Annotated in this window: 21 protein-coding genes, 1 tRNA gene and 1 riboswitch; of the genes, 10 read left to right on the top strand and 12 right to left on the bottom strand. The window is 71.2% G+C overall.

The annotated features are described in order from the left end of the window. Positions 1-10: 10 nt before the first annotated feature. Positions 11-1,183: a sensor histidine kinase gene (locus tag Q9S78_RS08200; RefSeq protein ID WP_256335305.1), complete on the bottom strand. Its 1,173-nt coding sequence runs from the start codon at positions 1,181-1,183 to the stop codon at positions 11-13. 79 nt (positions 1,184-1,262) lie between these two features. Then, positions 1,263-2,087: a transglutaminase-like domain-containing protein gene (locus Q9S78_RS08195; RefSeq protein ID WP_311869971.1), complete on the bottom strand. Its 825-nt coding sequence runs from the start codon at positions 2,085-2,087 to the stop codon at positions 1,263-1,265. An 84-nt stretch (positions 2,088-2,171) separates the two neighbouring features. Between Q9S78_RS08195 and Q9S78_RS08190 the strand changes: the two genes are divergently transcribed. Beyond that, entirely contained in the window at positions 2,172-2,963 is a 792-nt protein-coding gene (locus tag Q9S78_RS08190; protein ID WP_311869970.1) for an SGNH/GDSL hydrolase family protein, read from the top strand. A gap of 11 nt (positions 2,964-2,974) precedes the next feature. Here the strand turns inward: Q9S78_RS08190 and Q9S78_RS08185 are convergent, their stop codons facing one another. Further along, positions 2,975-3,619: an NAD(P)-dependent oxidoreductase gene (locus Q9S78_RS08185; protein ID WP_311869969.1), complete on the bottom strand. Its 645-nt coding sequence runs from the start codon at positions 3,617-3,619 to the stop codon at positions 2,975-2,977. Positions 3,620-3,751: 132 nt separating this feature from the next. Here Q9S78_RS08185 and Q9S78_RS08180 point away from each other — a divergent pair, with 132 nt between their 5' ends. After that, on the top strand, positions 3,752-4,735 hold the full coding sequence (locus tag Q9S78_RS08180) for a DUF2510 domain-containing protein (protein ID WP_311869968.1): 984 nt from the start codon (positions 3,752-3,754) through the stop codon (positions 4,733-4,735). Here the strand turns inward: Q9S78_RS08180 and Q9S78_RS08175 are convergent. Beyond that, a complete protein-coding gene (locus Q9S78_RS08175) occupies positions 4,723-5,448 on the bottom strand; it encodes an NUDIX hydrolase (RefSeq protein ID WP_311869967.1) in 726 nt (241 codons plus the stop codon). The two genes, Q9S78_RS08180 and Q9S78_RS08175, sit on opposite strands and share 13 nt — an antisense overlap. Before the next feature lie 71 nt (positions 5,449-5,519). On the opposite strand from Q9S78_RS08175, the gene Q9S78_RS08170 reads away from it, so the two are divergent. Next, positions 5,520-5,592, top strand: a tRNA-Arg gene (locus Q9S78_RS08170). Positions 5,593-5,651: 59 nt separating this feature from the next. Here the strand turns inward: Q9S78_RS08170 and Q9S78_RS08165 are convergent. The 3 genes from Q9S78_RS08165 to Q9S78_RS08155 form a co-directional block, all read right to left on the bottom strand. Then, positions 5,652-5,792: a hypothetical protein gene (locus tag Q9S78_RS08165; protein ID WP_181900435.1), complete on the bottom strand. Its 141-nt coding sequence runs from the start codon at positions 5,790-5,792 to the stop codon at positions 5,652-5,654. An 87-nt stretch (positions 5,793-5,879) separates the two neighbouring features. Beyond that, positions 5,880-6,197, bottom strand: a complete 318-nt coding sequence (locus Q9S78_RS08160; protein ID WP_026303029.1) for a DMT family transporter — start codon at positions 6,195-6,197, stop codon at positions 5,880-5,882. Between the two features lie 12 nt (positions 6,198-6,209). Further along, a riboswitch (guanidine-III (ykkC-III) riboswitch) is annotated at positions 6,210-6,275 on the bottom strand. Between the two features lie 4 nt (positions 6,276-6,279). Then, the gene (locus tag Q9S78_RS08155; protein WP_311869966.1) at positions 6,280-7,014 is read right to left on the bottom strand and encodes a tyrosine-protein phosphatase; all 735 of its coding nucleotides are present in this window, start codon (positions 7,012-7,014) and stop codon (positions 6,280-6,282) included. Positions 7,015-7,114: 100 nt separating this feature from the next. Here Q9S78_RS08155 and Q9S78_RS08150 point away from each other — a divergent pair, with 100 nt between their 5' ends. Both Q9S78_RS08150 and Q9S78_RS08145 read left to right on the top strand, forming a co-directional pair. Then, positions 7,115-7,297 (top strand): hypothetical protein, encoded by a 183-nt coding sequence (locus Q9S78_RS08150; RefSeq protein ID WP_116228660.1) that lies wholly within the window; start codon positions 7,115-7,117, stop codon positions 7,295-7,297. A 21-nt stretch (positions 7,298-7,318) separates the two neighbouring features. Further along, positions 7,319-7,882, top strand: coding sequence for a GNAT family N-acetyltransferase (locus Q9S78_RS08145; RefSeq protein ID WP_018188655.1), 564 nt, complete (start codon positions 7,319-7,321; stop codon positions 7,880-7,882). Positions 7,883-7,893: 11 nt separating this feature from the next. On the opposite strand, the gene Q9S78_RS08140 is transcribed toward Q9S78_RS08145, so the two are convergent. Together Q9S78_RS08140 and Q9S78_RS08135 are read right to left on the bottom strand one after the other, a co-directional pair. Further along, positions 7,894-8,049 carry a hypothetical protein gene (locus Q9S78_RS08140; RefSeq protein WP_018188656.1) on the bottom strand — a complete coding sequence of 52 codons (156 nt, stop codon included), beginning with the start codon at positions 8,047-8,049 and terminating at the stop codon, positions 7,894-7,896. Positions 8,050-8,137: 88 nt separating this feature from the next. Then, a complete protein-coding gene (locus Q9S78_RS08135; RefSeq protein WP_311869965.1) occupies positions 8,138-8,620 on the bottom strand; it encodes a pyridoxamine 5'-phosphate oxidase family protein in 483 nt (160 codons plus the stop codon). 121 nt (positions 8,621-8,741) lie between these two features. On the opposite strand from Q9S78_RS08135, the gene Q9S78_RS08130 reads away from it, so the two are divergent. Continuing rightward, complete coding sequence (locus Q9S78_RS08130; protein WP_311869964.1) at positions 8,742-9,242, top strand: hypothetical protein; 501 nt, start codon at positions 8,742-8,744, stop codon at positions 9,240-9,242. 12 nt (positions 9,243-9,254) lie between these two features. Here the strand turns inward: Q9S78_RS08130 and Q9S78_RS08125 are convergent, their stop codons facing one another. The 3 genes from Q9S78_RS08125 to Q9S78_RS08115 are packed head-to-tail and all read right to left on the bottom strand — an operon-like array spanning position 9,255 to position 11,745. Beyond that, positions 9,255-10,106, bottom strand: a complete 852-nt coding sequence (locus Q9S78_RS08125) for a CPBP family intramembrane glutamic endopeptidase (protein ID WP_311857515.1) — start codon at positions 10,104-10,106, stop codon at positions 9,255-9,257. Then, positions 10,106-10,852 carry a tRNA (guanosine(46)-N7)-methyltransferase TrmB gene (trmB, locus tag Q9S78_RS08120; protein ID WP_020096803.1) on the bottom strand — a complete coding sequence of 249 codons (747 nt, stop codon included), beginning with the start codon at positions 10,850-10,852 and terminating at the stop codon, positions 10,106-10,108. The genes Q9S78_RS08125 and trmB overlap by 1 nt, the downstream gene beginning before the upstream one ends. A 59-nt stretch (positions 10,853-10,911) precedes the next feature. Next, a complete protein-coding gene (locus Q9S78_RS08115; RefSeq protein WP_018188661.1) occupies positions 10,912-11,745 on the bottom strand; it encodes a DUF3097 family protein in 834 nt (277 codons plus the stop codon). 183 nt (positions 11,746-11,928) lie between these two features. Between Q9S78_RS08115 and Q9S78_RS08110 the strand changes: the two genes are divergently transcribed. The 4 genes from Q9S78_RS08110 (at position 11,929) to Q9S78_RS08095 (ending at position 16,029) form a co-directional block, all read left to right on the top strand. Next, positions 11,929-13,911 carry a TPM domain-containing protein gene (locus tag Q9S78_RS08110; RefSeq protein ID WP_311869963.1) on the top strand — a complete coding sequence of 661 codons (1,983 nt, stop codon included), beginning with the start codon at positions 11,929-11,931 and terminating at the stop codon, positions 13,909-13,911. A gap of 62 nt (positions 13,912-13,973) precedes the next feature. Beyond that, the gene (locus Q9S78_RS08105; RefSeq protein WP_018188663.1) at positions 13,974-14,708 is read left to right on the top strand and encodes a PspA/IM30 family protein; all 735 of its coding nucleotides are present in this window, start codon (positions 13,974-13,976) and stop codon (positions 14,706-14,708) included. Positions 14,709-14,776: 68 nt separating this feature from the next. Continuing rightward, the gene (locus tag Q9S78_RS08100; protein ID WP_020096801.1) at positions 14,777-15,589 is read left to right on the top strand and encodes an arginase family protein; all 813 of its coding nucleotides are present in this window, start codon (positions 14,777-14,779) and stop codon (positions 15,587-15,589) included. Then, positions 15,586-16,029, top strand: a complete 444-nt coding sequence (locus Q9S78_RS08095) for a hypothetical protein (RefSeq protein ID WP_018188665.1) — start codon at positions 15,586-15,588, stop codon at positions 16,027-16,029. The genes Q9S78_RS08100 and Q9S78_RS08095 overlap by 4 nt, the downstream gene beginning before the upstream one ends. The last annotated feature ends 7 nt before the right edge of the window (positions 16,030-16,036 follow it).

Genomic DNA, 16,036 nt, shown 5'->3' with positions numbered 1-16,036 from the left:
CAGGGGGTCCTCACGCCGACGGCAGGACCACCCAGACGCGGGCACCGCCGGAGGGCGACTCGTCGATGCCCATGCGGCCGCCGTGGGACTGGACGATCCGGTTGCACGTGGCGAGGCCGATGCCGAAGCCGGGGACGTCGACGTTCGATCCGCGCTCGAGCGGCTCGAACACGAGGTCCCGCTCGGCGACCGGGACGCCCGGGCCGTTGTCGTCGACCGTGATCCGTACACCCGCGGCCACTGTTCCGACCGACACCGTGATCGCCGGCGCGCGTCCGCCGGCGCCCGCGAACTTCACGGCGTTGCCGACGAGGTTCTGCAGCAGGACGCCGAGGAGGGTCGGATCGGCGGGCACGGGGACGGATGCGTCGACCGTCACGTCGGCGCCGTTGTCGAGGCCGGCGGTCCTCAGGTCGTCCATCGTCGAGGCGATCAGCGGACCGACCTCGACCGCGGTGCGGCGGATCGGCGCACCGCCGACGCTCGCGTAGTCGAGGAGACGGGCGATCATGCCGGACATGCGGTCGGCGACGGACTCGGCGCGGGCGAGCGCGCGAGACGCCGCGGGGGTCTCGGCGACCTCGGGCACCTCGGAGGCGAGCTCGATGTACCCGGTCAGAGCCGTGAGAGGGTTCCGGAGGTCGTGCGCGACCTGTGCCGCGAAGTTCTCGAGCTGCTCGTTCGACTCGCCGAGTTCCCGGGTCAGGCGGCGCAGCTCGAGGACGTCGACGATCTGATGGGCGATGAGGGCGAGGGCGGCGCTCTCGTCCTCCGGCATCTCGCGGGGTACGTCATCGAAGATGCAGATGGTGCCGATCGGGACGCCCATCGGGGTGATGAGGGGGCTCGAGGCGTAGAAACGCACGTTGGCGACCTCACCGGTCACGAACGGGTTGGCGGCGAAGCGCTCGTCGAGAGCCGCGTCGCTGACGACGGTGTGCCCCGGCTTGCGGAACACGACGGCGCACATCGAATCCTCACGGCTGCAGACAGCCGGCTCGATCCCGACGGCAGCGATCTGATGCTGGAAGCGATCGTCGATGATGTTGATCACGGCGGTGGGGACCCCGCACACCGTGGCGGCCAACTGGACGAGGCCCTGCAGGTCGGGCTCGGGGGCTCCCCCGAGCACGCCGTACTCCTCGATGATGGCGCGTCTGATCGCGTCGTCGGCGGTTGTCACGTTCAGCTCCCCCATGTGTTGTGCCCCACCCTAATCATCAGAACGGCTCGAGCCACCGTGCGGCGATGTCCCATGACGCTCAGGCCAGCGCGACGAGGCTCGCGCGATCGTCCCGGAGTGCATCGGATGCCGCCTCGGGGTCCGCGTCGTCCGCTTCGACGCGTGCGTCGACGAACATCCGTCGGAGGCCCAGATTGGCGCCGTAGTAGCTGAGGAACGCGCAGTCGGCGGCATCCCTTCCCGTCGAGATCCGGACGAGGCCCCGACGGTTGGACAATCGCGTGGCGTCGACGACCAGCCAGCGCCCGTCGATCCACGCCTCCGCGACCGCGTGGAAGTCCATCGGCACGAGGCCGGGCGCGTAGCAGGCGACGTACCGAGCCGGAACGTCCATCGCGCGCAGGAGCGCGATCACCAGGTGCGCGTAGTCGCGGCAGACGCCCGTCCCGCTCGCAAGGGTCGTGACGGCGGAGTCCGTGCCGAGCGACAGCCCCGGGGAGTAGGTGACGGTCTCGGCGACGAACGCCTCGACGGCGGCGAGGAGGTCCGTTCCCCGAAGCCCCCCGAACTGGCGGCGCGCCTGCGCGAACACCGAGTCCGACGGCGCGTACCGGCTGGGGCGGAGGTAGACCGCGGTGTCGAGAGCGCTGGTGGGCTGCGGCGCCGCGCTCCCCACGACGCGGGCGTCGTAGGACACCCGAACCGGGCCCGCGTCGACCCGGAGGCGGTGGAGGCGTGTGCCCGCGGCATCCGTCATCACCGTCGGGACGAGCACGCGACCGTCCCGCTCGAGACGGAGATCCTCGTGGACGACCGGCACGCCGTCGGCCACGGCGATCGAGAGGATGAGGTCGAGCTCCCCTTCGACGTCGAGATCGAGTTCGGCTCGGACGACACGCTGCACCGGGCAATCCTCGCACGCGGACGACATGTGTCGGCCAGGTGAACAGTGGCACAGACACCGCCGATGATCGCTTACCCTCGTCGCATGGGGTCTGATCGTCGCGCGCGCAACTGGGGGCTGAGCATCGTCGCCGGCGGAGTGGCGGCGATCGTCGCTCTCGCCGCATGGCAACCCTGGCGGACGACGCCGAGCGTGGAGGCAGCGACCTCTGTCGGCGCCGTCTCCGAGGTCGAGCCCCTGTCCATCCCGGCCAACGCCGACGTGCTCGTGTTCGGGGACTCCTGGACGTACGGATCGGCGGCGACCCTTCCGACGGAGGGCTACGCGTACCGCCTGGGCTGGCTGAGCGGCTGGAACGTCACGGTCGACGGCGTCCGCGGATCGGGATACATGAGGCCCGGCTACGACGGGCCGGACTTCCGCCGCCGCGCCGAGGCGTTAGATTCCGCCGCGGACTACGACCTCATCGTCATCCAGGGGTCCATCAACGACCGTCATCAGGGCGAGCGCGGGTACCGCGAGGCCGTGGATGCCACGTGGAACACGTTCGAGCGGCTCTACCCCCGCGCGCAGATCGTGATCTTCGGCCCGACGCCCCACGAGTTCCCCGTCGACGAGGGGACCGCCCGCATCGACGCCGACCTCGAGGCCGCCGCGGACGCCCGCCACTGGTGGTACATCTCGCCCCTGCAGGAGCAGTGGCTGACCCCGGCGAACTACCTCGAGATGATCGACACCGGCGCGGGCCGCAAACACCCCTCCGACCGGGGCCACGAGTACCTCGCCGAGAAGCTGTTCGCGGCCCTCACCGATCGCAGTGCGACGACGGATGCCGGTGCGACCCGCGACGACGCACCGGAACCCGTCGGCCCCTGACCGCGGGTGGCTCAGGCCCGGATCGCCTCGGCGATCGGCTGGTCGCCGCTGTTGAACGAGATCGTCCGGCCGATCGTGGTCGGATCCGCTAGGGCGGCGGCGATCACAGCGGCGACGTCCGCCCGCGACACCGACGTGCCCTTGTCGGCACCCGGGTCGATGCGACCGGTGGGGTCGTCGAGCGTCAGAGCGGACGGGGCGAGGATCGTCCAGTCGAGGTCCGCACCGCGAAGGTGCTCATCGGCCGCGGCCTTCGATTCCGCATACGCGAAGAAGTCGTCGGAGGGGTCGACGCCGTGGTCGGGTCCGGAGCCGAAGTACGACACCATGACGTACCGGCGCGCCTCGGCGGCGACCGCCGCGTCGATGGAACGGATCGCGGCATCCCGGTCGACCGCATAGGTCCGCTCCGGCGAGCCGCCACCCGCGCCCGCGGACCACACGACCGCGTCGCTGTCGGCGAGGAGTTCCGTGATGGCGTCCGTGTCGGATGCCGCGACATCGGCGACGAGGGCGGTCGCGCCCGTCCGCTCGACGTCGTCGCGGTGGTCGGGGTTGCGGATGACGGAGGTCACCTGGTGCCCCGCGTCGACGAGGAGGGGGGCGAGCAGCAGGCCGACTTTTCCGTGTCCGCCGATGATCGTGATGGTTGCCATAGGGAGGCTCCTTTCGTCAATCCCCGACGCTACGGTGGACGGCCGCAGATGCTCGTCCCCTTGCGCTTGTACCCTCGACGTGGAAGGCGGCACCGTCCGCGTTCCGTTCGCATCGACGAGGGGGATCCAGACGTGAGCGAGACGACGCCAGCCGGCTGGTACCCGGCACCGCATGCCGGCAACGAACTGCGCTACTGGGATGGATCGGCCTGGCACGCGGCGCCCGCCTACCTGCCCGCCTCCCCCGCTCCCGGCGCGCCTGTGCCTCCGCCCGCGGTCCCGCCGTATGCGAACTCGGCGCCCGTCACGCCTCCGGTGTATTCGGGGTATCCGGGCTACTCGACGGCGCCGTATGCGCCGCCGAAGCAGCAGGGGCTGGCCATCGCCGCGCTCTCGATCGGCATCGCGGCGATGATCTTCGCCTGGATCCCCTTCTTCGGGCTCCTGGTCGCGATCACGGGATCGGTCTTCGGGATCATGGCCCTCGTGCGGCGTCAGCCGAAGGGGCTGTCGGTGACGGGGACCGTCCTGTCGGGGCTCGCCCTCGTCTGGTCGGCGCTCGTGACCTTCTCGATCGCGGCGCTCATCTGGTTCCCGGCGACCTCCTCCTCCGAGGACGACTACGGCACCGCGGACCCCCTCCCCGAGGCGTCTCCCTCGGCCCCCGGCATCCAGCCCTATGCTCCCGAGAGCGGTCCCGGTTCGGTCGGCGACCCCCTGCCGCTCCCCTACGTGTCGGCGTCCTCGATCGGCGAGGAATACTCGGCCGACATCCGGATCGTCAACGACGACGCGACGAACGAGGTGCTGTCATGGAACTCGTACAACGGCGCCGCGATCGACGGGCAGCGGTACGTCCTCGTCGAGATGACGGTGACCGGACTCGACCCCTACGGTGTCTCCGCCACCTTCCCGACCTATGACCTGGCCCTGGCCACACCCGACGGGGCGGTGTACCCGAACGCCTTCGTGGTGGGTGACGACGACACGACGCTCCTCCGGGATGCCGGGATGATCGACGAAGGCGAGAAGGTGACCGGCCTGGTCGCCTACCTCGTCCCCGAGGACGCGACCGATCTGCTGCTGACGGACTACGCGAACTACTACGCGTTCTGATCCGGCAGGAGGATCACCCGGTCGCGGTCCCAGGGCTCCGTCCACCCGAGGCGCGAGAACAGGCCGTCGAGGATCATGGCGGTGAACCCCCACACGAGCCTCTCGCCGCGCGCCGTGGGGATGAGGAACGCGGGGCCGCGGAACTCGCCGCGATCGGTCCTGATGACGGTCACGCCGCGGTTCGCGGGGTCGAGCAGGTCGGCGACGGGTGCGCGGAACACGTCCGCCGACTCGGCTTCGTCGACGACGCCGACGGCGGACGGGCGGCGCCACCAGGCGAGCACCGGAGTGACGAGGTGACGGGAGAACTCGAGCGGGATCGGGTCGAGCGCACCGACGATCTCCACGCCGTCGACGTCCAGGCCGGTCTCCTCCCGCGCTTCGCGGAGGGATGCCGCGATGACGTCGACATCGCCGGGATCGACGCGTCCGCCCGGGAATGCGACCTGACCGGGATGCGCGCGCAAAGTCTCGGCGCGCGAGAGGAGGAGGACGTCCAGATCACGGGAGATCGCGCCGTCGGGGTGTTCCCGATCGGCGGGGATGTCGTCCAGGACGCCGAAGAGGATCAGGACGGCGGCGGGCCGCGCTCCCGGCACCGCCGGCATCCCACGGAGGACCTCGAACCCGGGCTGCGGGGCGCCGCTCGCGACCGATGCGACGAGGTCGATCAGCTGCGCCCGCGCGGCGGGGACGGGCGCGGAAGACGTCATGCAGCCAGGCTATGCGACGGGTCGACGGTGGGCGCGAGGGCCGCCGCACCGGTGATAGTCTCGATCGGTACGCCTCCGTAGCTCAGGGGATAGAGCGTTGGTTTCCGGTACCAGAAGTCGGGGGTTCGAATCCCTCCGGGGGCACAATGAAGCGAAGGGGACTCGGCATCAGCCGGGTCCCCTTCGTCGTTCCCGCGTACGGGTCAGTCGGTCTCGTCGGCGTCGGAATCGACAGGATGACCGAACGGCGGGATGCCGCCGGGCACCGCACCGTCGTGGGTGGGGAGCTCCACATCGGGCCCCTCGTAGCCGTTGTCGTCGGTGCTGCGCTCGTCGCCTGACATGTCGTCCTCCGTGGTCGGTGTCGTCTGCGTGGAGCCGACGCTAACGTCCCGCGCCGCGCGACCGCTCGGGGTTGACAGCTCGGGGCGTCAGTCCGAGACGAGCTTCAGTCCGACGATGCAGGCGACGAGGCCGAGGACCAGCAACACCTTCACGAGGGAGACCGATTCCGCCCCGGTCACCATCGCCCAGACCACGGTGAGGGTCGCGCCGATGCCGACCCAGACGGCATAGCCGGTGCCGGTCGGGATGTCGCGGAGCGCGAAGGCGAGGCCGCCCATGCTGGCGACGAGGGCCACGGCGAAGACGACGGTGGGCCACAGCTTGGTGAACCCCTCGGAACGACCGAGTGCCGTCGCCCACACGGCTTCGAGCACGCCGGCGATGATGAGGACGATCCATGACACGATGACTGACCCCCTGGCCAGTCTTGTCGCTCACCGGGTACTGAACCGTCGTCCGGGGGCCGGATCGGGGCCCGCTTCGAGTCTACCGATCGACGCTGGACAGGCCGGGGGCGGGCCCGACGGTGCCCCGCCACGTCGTCACCATCTCGACGGTGTGCGCGTCGAGATGAGCGCGAAGCCACTCGTCGAGGTCGAGTCCGCGCCACATGGCGCGGAACGCCGATTCCGGGCTGTGGCCGAAGCGGGCCAGCACGGCGAGACGCTCCTCGACGTCGAAGGAGCGGGCGTGGAGGTCGACCATCGCCGGGGCGTTGTCGAACGACGCGAGGTAGTCGCCTGCCGCGGCATCCTCGGTCGCACCGACAGCCTTGAGGAGGACCGCCGCGACCAGGCCGGTGCGATCCCACCCGGCGCCGCAGTGGAACAGCACCGCTCCGTCAGGCGCCTGCGCGATCGCGTCGAGGACACCGGCGAGCCGATGCGGCAGCTCGGCGAGGTGGTCCGCGTAGTAGAGCGGGGTCCCCCACTGACCGTCGCTCTCGCGGGACGCCCAGAAGTCCCGCTCGTCACCGTCGAGATCGATCTGCTGACGGAAGATGTCGGCGGGAACCTCGCCGCTCGTCTCTTCGGGCCGGCGCAGATCGATGACCGCCCGCACCCCGTGGGCCCGCAGGCGATCCCACCCCGCGTCGCTCACACGGTCGAGCGTCTCCGCACGGATGAAGGCTCCGGTCGGGGTGCGCGAGCCGTCTCCCCGTTCGAGGCCGCCCAGCTCTCTCACGTTGGCGAGCCCATCGATGTCGAGTGGTGTCGGCATGGCCCGATCCTGCCATGCCGACGCAACATCATCCCGAAGGATGACGCCCTCGAACCCCAGGGCTGATGCCGACGAACGCGCCGGTTCGTAGCGTCGAGACATGGCTACCGCGACACTCTCGACCACCCCGCACTCCCGCTCGCACGGAGCAACCACGACCCGCGCCGCCGTGCTGTCGGTGCTCGGCACCATCCTCGCGATCGGGATCGCGGCGACGAGCCTCCTCATCGTTCCCATCGCGCTCGCGGTCGCCTTCGGCCCGTCACTGCTCTCGCACTTCTGATCAGCTGGCAGGATGCCGGAGATGCCCATCCTCCTGCGCCCCTGGACCCCCGACGATGCCGACGACCTCAGCCGCGCCGCTCGCGCCGGCCACGATCTCGCGTCGCAGTTCGGCGGCACCGACCTGACCGATGCCTCTGCGGCGCGGAGCTTCATCGAGCGCATCCTGCGCTTCGATGACGCCGCGAAGAACTGGGCGATCGAGGTCGACGGCCATGCGGTCGGGAACGTCGCGGCCACCGGCATCGAGTTCCGCCACCAGACGGCGTGGATGTCGTACTGGCTCGCCCCCGCCGCCCGCGGGCAGGGGGTCGCGGCCCGCGCTCTCGTCCGCGTCAGCGAATGGGCGTTCGACGCCGGGCTCCACCGGCTGGAACTCGGTCACCGGGTGAACAACCCGGCATCCTGCCGCGTCGCGCATGCCGCGGGATACCTCGCTGAGGGTGTCGAGCGCGAGAAGCTCCGCTACGGCGACGAGCGATACGACGTCGAAACCCATGCCCGGTTGGCCACCGACCCGCGCCCGCCGGAACGAGGAACCGCCGTCGCGCTGAGGACCGAGGTCCCCGCACGACGGCGGTCCTGACGTCGGGAGGCTCAGCCGCCCGAGGGGTTCTCGATGGGAGTCCCGTCCTCGTCCGTCGTCACCGGCGGGTTCTCATCGGGCGAGCCGCCCGATGCGGTGTCCGCCTCGGACTGGTCGTCGGGGACACCGTGGGTGTTGTGCTCGTCCGAGCCGTTCGTGTCGCTCATCGCGGTCCTTCCGGTCGCTGTCGGTCACGTGAGGACGACGGTACGCAGGCCGCCGCCGCGGGCAGAGGGCCTTGACAGCCGCATCCGATCAGAGATCGACGGTGTCGTTGCGACCCTCGTAGGGCTCCCCCGTCACCTTCGACTTGACGAGGCTGATGATCGAGGCGACCGCGCCGCCCGGGCTGCTCCAGTACTCCCCCGACGCGGCGTCGATCTTCAGGAGCGTCACGTTCGGGTCCTCCGGACCGTCGGGGAACCACGCCTCGACGGCGGGCGACCAGTACTCGCGCAGACGCTCGAGGTCGTCCACGACCTCGGCGTCGCCGGCAAGCGACACCCAGGCGTCGTTCGCGCTCAGCGCGACGCCGACCGAGGGGCGCGCCGCGACGTGCGCCACGACCGACGAGTCGCGACCGACGATGAACCACAGGTCTCCGTCGAACTCCCGGTCCTGCACCGTCAACGGGCGAGCGACGTGCGCCCCCTCCTCGTTCATCGTCGTGACCATCGCGAAGCGGAATTTCGGCAGCAGGTCGATGAGCGTCGCGTGCGGATCCTTCTCGGTGGCCATGGGGCCCTCCTTCGTCTCCGCGTCAGGCTCGCACCGGCGCGGGCCGCGCCCGCGGGGCTTGACAGCCGTGTCGTCTGGGAGGACGGATGCGGCGTCGCGGGGGATGTGCCAGGTTTGCCGTATGTCGCTGTCACCGCACCGTACCCTCGTCGCTGCCGTCGGCACGGCCGCCGTCGCGGCGTACGCCGTTGTCCTCGTGCTGCAGATCTGCGTCTGGAACCCGCTGGCCGCCGTCCCCGGGTCATCCCTCGCCGAAATCGGCTCGCAGGCCGCGACGCGAGGTGAGTCGGTCTTCACGCCCGCACCCTGGGTCTTCGCCGCCATCGGGGTGGCCCTCGCCGTCGCCGTCCTGGTCCTCTCCGTCGTCGCGCGCCGCACGTCGACCGCCGGTGTCGCCGCGGGCTACCTCGCCCTCATCGCCGCCGGCGCGCCTGCATACTTCGTGGCGTCCTTCGGTCCGGGGATGGCCTTGGCCGACGCGTTCGGGATCAGCGGTGGCGATCACGCTCCCGGGGGTTCCGTGCTCATGGTGGCGAGTGGAACCGCCGCGGTCGTGATCGCCGTGGGGGGCGTCGCGCTCGCGACCTCGTCGCGCACCGTCGCGCCCGCGATCAGGGTCTGAGCGGCGACGCGATCAGGGCGCGGGAACCAGGAAGATCGCGTCGAGCAGCCCCGGGTTGTGCGCGTGCACCAGCACACCGAAGACGACGGCGTCGAACAGCAGGTGGACGGTCACGACGTACGCGAGGGACTTCGTCCGCAGGAAGATGATCGCCTGCAGGAGGGCGAACGGGATCGTCAGCGCCGGCCCCCACGCGCGGTAGCCGAGCTCCCACAGGAACGAGACGAAGACGATCGCCTGGAGGACGTTCGCGGTCGCATCCGCGAAATGACGGCGCAGCAGTGCGAAGCAGGTGCAGATGAAGAACAGCTCGTCCCAGATGCCGACGGCCCCAACGCCGACGAACAGGCGGACGATGAGGTCGGGGGTGTCGACGACGGGCCAGTTCTCGTAGACGCCCGAAGTGATGAAGTAGAACGGCAGCAGCAGCCACCCGAGCACGAGCACGGCGACGAGCCACGCCCACTGCCACCCCGTCCAGCGACCGCCGCCCCGCCACGGGAACCGGATGGCGTGGTCGCGGTAGACGAATCGCGACACGAGATACGGCACCAGCACCGCCCCGCCGAGGGCGAGCGTGAACCGGATCATGGCCGCGTTGTCGAGCTCCGCCTTCAGCGGGATGACACTGACGATCAGCAGGCCGAGGGCGATGAGCGAGAGGTCGCGGGTGATCGACGGGCCGGATGCCGCGGCATCCCGTCGTTCGATGATCACCGCGACGGCGAGGCCCGCAGCCAGGAGCAGCCAGCCGAGCCAGGGCGTCAGCAGCACGAAGAAGGCGGGCGCCGCGAGGCACACGAGGAGCGCCGGCGCGACGCGCACGTCGACGAGCGGTCGCGCCCCCGTCGCCGCGCGCACCATCACGCCGACCGCGAGCGGCGGCGGTAGGTCAGGTCGCGGATGTCCCGGCCCTTCGCGATGCCCTTCCGCTCGAACGCGGTCATGATGCGGCCATCGAAACGGTCGGCCCACTCCCCCTCGAACGACGCCTCGAAGTCGGCGGCATCCGCGAGCACGTCGCGCATCTGCAGCGCGTAGTCCTCCCAGTCGGTCGCCAGCCGCAAGATCCCGCCGTCGCGCAGGGCGCGGGCCGCGAGCGCGGGGAAGCCGTCCGCGATGAGGCGGCGCTTGTTGTGCTTGTTCTTGTGCCACGGGTCGGGGAAGAAGATCCAGACCTCGTCGACGGATGCCTCGGGCAGCAGGTGCTCGAGGACCTCGGGCGCGTTCGCCTCGACGAGTCGGAGGTTCCGGACCCCCTCACGATCCGCATCGAGCATCGTGCGGGCCAGTCCCGCCCGGAACACCTCGACCGCGATGAAGTCGCGCTCCGGCGACTGCCCGGCGGCGTGCACGATCGCGTGCCCCTGACCCGAGCCGATCTCGACGACGAGCGGCGCGTCCCGACCGAACTCGGCGACCGGGTCGATCGTCGAACCGGGACGAATGCTGGTGGCCGCGGCATCCCGTTCCACCTCGAGCAGATATGTGCTCGAGAGGTCGTCCCAGGCGCGCTCCTGCGCATCGCTCATCCGGCCGCTCCGACGCACGAACGAGACCGGCTTGTCGCGGAAGCGCGGCGCGGACTCGGGCGCGTCGGGATCGGGCATGCGACCAGGGTATCCCGCGGTGTCCGGGGTCCCCGCGGGCCTGCCTCGACGTCGCCCGCTCATGAGGTCACGAAATCGATGAGTTCCTCGACGCGGCCGAGAAGGGCGGGGTCGAGGTCGCGGAAAGTCGTGACCGAGGCGAGGATGCGCTGCCAGTTCTCGGCGATGTCGGTCTGGTCCTCGGCCGGCCAGCCGAGGGCGCGGCTGACGCCCTTCTTCCACTCGATCCCCCGCGGGACCTCGGGCCAGGCGGCGATGCCGAGGGCGCGCGGCGTGACGCACTGCCACACGTCGATGTAGGGATGGCCGACGATCTTCAGGTGCGGGCCGTGCGGCCCACGGAGGATCTGCTCGGCGATCCGCGTCTCCTTCGAGCCGGGGACGAGATGGTCGACGAGGACCCCGTAGCGACGCTCGGCACTCGGCGGCTCGGCGCGGAGCAGGTCCTCGAGCAGGTCGACGCCCTGCAGGTACTCGACGACGACGCCCTCGATGCGGAGGTCGGCGCCCCAGACCTTCTCGACGAGTTCCGCGTCGTGACGCCCCTCGACGAGGATCCGCGACGCCCGTGCGACGCGGGCGCGGGCCTGCGGGTCGGCGAACGAGCCGGATGCTGTGCGCGTGCGGCCGGCGGGAGCGGCGGCGCGCGGGGGGACGAGCTGGACCGGCTTGCCGTCGACGAGGAAGCCGCCGCCGATCGGGAACAGCCGCACGCGGCCGTGCCGGTCCTCGAGCTCGACGTGTCCCGCGGTCACGCCCGTCACCGCGCCGACGAAGTCGTCGAGGGCGACCTCGACGACGAGGCCCCTCTCGGCGGGCACCGTCGTCACCGTCGGCCGTCCCTTGTCGCGCCATCCCGCAGCGAGCACGTCGCCGCCGTACCGATCGTCCACAGGTTCCTCCAAACGCCCGGATACCTCCCGAAACCTCGGGAAGCCTAGATGAGCAACGCAAAGGGAACCCACAGGCGCTCCGACGGCAACCCGGTATCGAGACATACGAGCCGCGGCATAGACTCGCGACAAGCGGTTACGACCGCCGAGTGACTCACCGAGCGACTCCCGGAGGACCCACCGATGCGATCCCGACTGACGTCCGTCGTCGCGGTCTCGCTCGCGGTCCTGGTCGGCTCCCTGGGATTCGCGGTGCCGGCGTCGGCGACCGAGCCCGTCACCCTCGGCGACGGTCGCGTGTGGGATCAGGCCGACGTCCTGACCGACGCGCAGGAGGCGAACCTCGACGCTCACCTGGAACGACTCACGGCTGACACGGGCCTCGACCTCTGGGTCGTCTATGTCGACAGGTTCACCAGCCCGACCAGCGCCGAGAAATGGGCCTCCGACACCGCCGAGCTCAACAACCTCGGTCCGGACCAGTACCTCCTCGCGGTCGCCACCGAGGGTCGCGCCTACTACCTCTCCTCAGATTCGTCCGGCCCCGTCTCCGACGACCGGATCACGGCGATCGAGCAGGACCGCGTGCTCCCCGCTCTGCAGCAGGAGGACTGGGCCGGTGCGGGCATCGCCGCAGCGGACGGACTCGCCGATACCCGCTCCGGCGGGGGCGGAGGCGTCATCTGGGTCGTGGTGATCGTCGCCGCGATCCTCGGTGCGCTTCTCGTGTGGGCGCTCGTGCGCAGACGCCGCGCCGCCGCGGGTGGATCGTCCGGCTCGCGACCGATCCCGCTCGAGGAACTCGAACGGCAGGCCGGTGCTGCCCTCGTCCAGACGGACGACGCAATGACCACGAGTGCACAGGAACTCGCCTTCGCGAAAGCGGAGTTCGGAGATGCCGCGACCGCCGAGTTCGAGCAGGCGATCGCGGCGGCGCGCAGCTCTCTGGACCGCGCCTTCGCGCTGCAGCAGCAGATGGACGACGACGTCCCCGACTCCCCCGAGCAGCGCCGCGCCTGGTACGGCGAGATCCTCGACCTCTGCCGGAGCGCCTCGGCGGCCCTCGCCGAGAAGGCCGACGCGTTCGACGCGCTGCGCGATCTCGCGAAGAACGCACCCGAGGCCCTCGCGCGCGTTCAGCAGCTGCGGGCCGATGCGGGCACGCGACTCGAGGGTGTCGACGCCCGTCTCGCGCAGCTGCGCGAGAACTACCGAGCGGACGCCCTCGCCGCCGTGGCGGACAACGCCGCGCAGGCCCGCGATCGACTGAGTTTCGCCGATGCCCGTCTGACCGAGGCCCAGAGCGAGGTCGCGGCAGGCGACGGCGCGGGGGCGGCCGTCGGTATCCGTGCCGCGGAGCAGGCCGTCGATCAGGCGTCGCGCCTGCAGGAGGCGATCGAGAAGCTGGCCGCCGACCTCGCCGACGCCGAACGGGGCGGGGCCGCCCTCGTCACCGAACTCGACGCCGACCTCGCCGCGGCAGCCGCGACCCCCGACCCGGACTCGCGCCTCGCACCGGTCATCGCGTCGACGCGCCAGAACCTCGACGCCGCCCGCGAGAGGCTGACCGGCAGCGCGCGCGACCCGCTGTCCGCCGTCGCCCTCCTCGAACAGGCGAACGCCGCGATCGACGGCGCGCTCGGCGAGGTGCGCGACGCGCAGCAGCGCGCCGACCGTGCCCGCAGCGTCCTGTCGCAGACCCTCCTGCAGGCGAAGGCCCAGGTCTCCGCCGCCGAGGACTTCATCAGCGCCCGCCGAGGCGCCGTCGGCGCCACCGCGCGGACCCGTCTCGCCGAAGCCGGTGCGGCCCTCGTCCAGGCCACGCAGCTGCAGCAGAGCGATCCCGAGCGCGCCCTCGATCTCGCGCACCGTGCCGCCGCGCTGGCCGGCGAGGCGATGCAGCGCGCACAGGGCGACGTCGGATCGTTCGCCGGCGGCGGAAACACTGGCGGCGGGGGCGACTTCGGCGGCATGCTGGGCGGCATCATCCTCGGCTCCCTTCTGGGCGGCGGCGGATCGGGACGCTCCTCCGGTGGATTCGGCGGCGGCTTCGGCGGTTCGTCGTCGCGGCGCAGTGGCGGATTCGGCGGTGGCGGGTTCGGCGGCGGCTCGATCGGACGCAGCAGCGGCGGATCCCGCTCGCGACGAGGCGGAGGCCGATTCTGATCTTCCGGCGCCGCACCTCACAGACCTCGACAGCACGACCTCTCGTATCGAAAGGAAACCCGATGGCAAAGCAGTCCATCTTCGGCCGCATCTCCACCCTCATGAAGGCGAACATCAACGCCCTCCTCGACTCCGCCGAGGACCCGCAGAAGATGCTCGACCAGCTCGTGCGGGACTACACGAACAACATCGCCGACGCCGAGACCGCCATCGCCGAGACCATCGGCAACCTGCGCCTGCTCGAGCGCGACCACGACGAAGACGTGAAGGCCGCCGCCGAGTGGGGCAACAAGGCCATCGCCGCCAGCCGCAAGGCCGACGAGCTGCGCTCCGCCGGGAACACGACGGATGCCGACAAGTTCGACAACCTCGCCAAGATCGCCCTGCAGCGCCAGATCAGCGAGGAGAACGAGGCCCGGGCGATCGCCCCGTCCATCGCGTCGCAGACCGAGGTCGTCGACAAGCTCAAGGACGGCCTCAACGGCATGAAGCAGAAGCTCGACCAGCTTCGCTCGAAGCGCTCCGAGCTGCTCGCCCGCGCCAAGACGGCCGAGGCCCAGAACAAGGTGCACGACGCCGTCAAGTCGATCGACGTGCTCGACCCGACCAGCGAGCTCGGCCGCTTCGAGGACAAGGTCCGCCGCCAGGAGGCCCTCGCCGCCGGCAAGGCCGAGATCGCCGCCTCGACGATCGACGCGCAGTTCAACCAGCTCGAGGACCTCGGCGAGCTCACCGAGGTCGAGGCGCGCCTGGCCGCGCTGAAGACTGGCGGCAACGCCGGCGCGATCGAGCAGTAAGCACCGCACGCGAGACGCGGCGCCGGGCCCACGGGTCCGGCGCCGCCGTGCTCCCCCCGGAGGTACGCATGACCCGATTCCTCGTCGTCCCGCAGTGGCAGGGTTCGCCGTCGTCCCGCGCGATGCGCTTGATCGACGGGGCCGAGGCGATCGCCGAGGATCTGCCGCGCTCGGCCGTGACCCGCGTCGAGGTCCCCGCCGAAGCGGGTGAGGCGGTGGGAACCGGCATCCGTCGCTTCAGCACCCTCAGCCGCGTCCGCGACGCGATCGGCGAATTCCTGCAGAGCACGGACGAGCCCGCCGTGATCATCGGCGGCGACTGCGCCGTCGCTGTCCCGGCGATCGCCGCGGCGGCCGCGCGGCATCCGTCCCTCACGGTGGTCTGGCTCGATGCCCACGGCGACCTCCACACGCCCGACTCGTCGCCCTCGGGAGCCCTCGCCGGCATGGCCCTCCGCGCCGCGATCGAGCCGGGTCCCTTCGCCCCGACACCGCCTGCCGCCCCCGCGCGCACGGTTCTCGTGGGTGCCCGCGCCCTCGACGACGCCGAGGCGGACGCCCTGGCCGACTCGCCCATCACGCGGATGACCGCAGACGCCCTCGCCGACACGGAGGCCCTCGCCGACGCCGTCACGGCCACCGGAGCGGACGCCGTGTACGTGCACATCGACCTCGACGTCCTCGACCCGGCCGCCATCGTGGGCCTCCTCGAGCCCGTCCCGTTCGGTGCCGACCCGGCCCACGTGACCGCCTCCCTCGCACGGCTGCGCGAGCGGATGCCGCTGGTCGGCGCATCGATCTCCGGTTTCGCGCCGGCGACCCGCGACGCCGCAGTCGAGGACCTCGGCACGATCCTCCGTCTCGTGGGAGCGGTCGCGTGAGCCCCGTACCCCCGGCGGGATGGGAGGCGCACGCCGCGCGCGCCGTCGAGCGCGGCCGCCGATTCGATCGGTGGATCCCCGGCATCCTCCTCGACTCCCCGATCAGCCGGCTCGGCTACCTCGCCGGGACGGCGTTCGGGTTCGTGTGGGGGACGCTCTGGTCGACGGGCCGCGTCGAGCGGCGCGCGGGACTGTGGGTGTTCCGGGGGATGCCGGGGGTCACGTTCGGCCGCGGCGGTGTCTGCGTCGGGGGGTGCTTCCTCACCGGCGACGGCCCGATCGACGATCGGCTGCTCGCGCATGAGGGCGTCCACCGCGAGCAGTGGCGCCGCTACGGCATGCTGATGCCGCTCCTCTACGCGCTGGCGGGGCGCAACCCACTGCGGAACAGGTTCGAGATCGACGCGGGGCTGGCCGACGGCCGGTACATCCCGCGCTGACCGGGAG

The sequence above is a fragment of the Microbacterium aquilitoris genome (genome assembly GCF_031932285.1).
Taxonomy (GTDB): Bacteria; Actinomycetota; Actinomycetes; order Actinomycetales; family Microbacteriaceae; genus Microbacterium; species Microbacterium aquilitoris.
The sequence above is the reverse complement of the archived record's forward strand: the minus strand, read 5'-3'. Positions and strand labels throughout refer to the sequence as shown.

Bases quoted from the DNA above. Each gene is read 5' to 3' on its own strand.
- Q9S78_RS08190 (WP_311869970.1), top strand. From the start codon at position 2,172: ATGGGGTCTGATCGTCGCGCGCGCAACTGGGGGCTGAGCATCGTCGCC.
- Q9S78_RS08185 (WP_311869969.1), bottom strand. From the start codon at position 3,619: ATGGCAACCATCACGATCATCGGCGGACACGGAAAAGTCGGCCTGCTG.
- Q9S78_RS08175 (WP_311869967.1), bottom strand. From the start codon at position 5,448: ATGACGTCTTCCGCGCCCGTCCCCGCCGCGCGGGCGCAGCTGATCGAC.
- Q9S78_RS08165 (WP_181900435.1), bottom strand. From the start codon at position 5,792: ATGTCAGGCGACGAGCGCAGCACCGACGACAACGGCTACGAGGGGCCC.
- Q9S78_RS08155 (WP_311869966.1), bottom strand. From the start codon at position 7,014: ATGCCGACACCACTCGACATCGATGGGCTCGCCAACGTGAGAGAGCTG.
- Q9S78_RS08150 (WP_116228660.1), top strand. From the start codon at position 7,115: ATGGCTACCGCGACACTCTCGACCACCCCGCACTCCCGCTCGCACGGA.
- Q9S78_RS08145 (WP_018188655.1), top strand. From the start codon at position 7,319: ATGCCCATCCTCCTGCGCCCCTGGACCCCCGACGATGCCGACGACCTC.
- Q9S78_RS08140 (WP_018188656.1), bottom strand. From the start codon at position 8,049: ATGAGCGACACGAACGGCTCGGACGAGCACAACACCCACGGTGTCCCC.
- Q9S78_RS08135 (WP_311869965.1), bottom strand. From the start codon at position 8,620: ATGGCCACCGAGAAGGATCCGCACGCGACGCTCATCGACCTGCTGCCG.
- Q9S78_RS08130 (WP_311869964.1), top strand. From the start codon at position 8,742: ATGTCGCTGTCACCGCACCGTACCCTCGTCGCTGCCGTCGGCACGGCC.
- Q9S78_RS08125 (WP_311857515.1), bottom strand. From the start codon at position 10,106: ATGGTGCGCGCGGCGACGGGGGCGCGACCGCTCGTCGACGTGCGCGTC.
- trmB (WP_020096803.1), bottom strand. From the start codon at position 10,852: ATGCCCGATCCCGACGCGCCCGAGTCCGCGCCGCGCTTCCGCGACAAG.
- Q9S78_RS08110 (WP_311869963.1), top strand. From the start codon at position 11,929: ATGCGATCCCGACTGACGTCCGTCGTCGCGGTCTCGCTCGCGGTCCTG.
- Q9S78_RS08105 (WP_018188663.1), top strand. From the start codon at position 13,974: ATGGCAAAGCAGTCCATCTTCGGCCGCATCTCCACCCTCATGAAGGCG.
- Q9S78_RS08100 (WP_020096801.1), top strand. From the start codon at position 14,777: ATGACCCGATTCCTCGTCGTCCCGCAGTGGCAGGGTTCGCCGTCGTCC.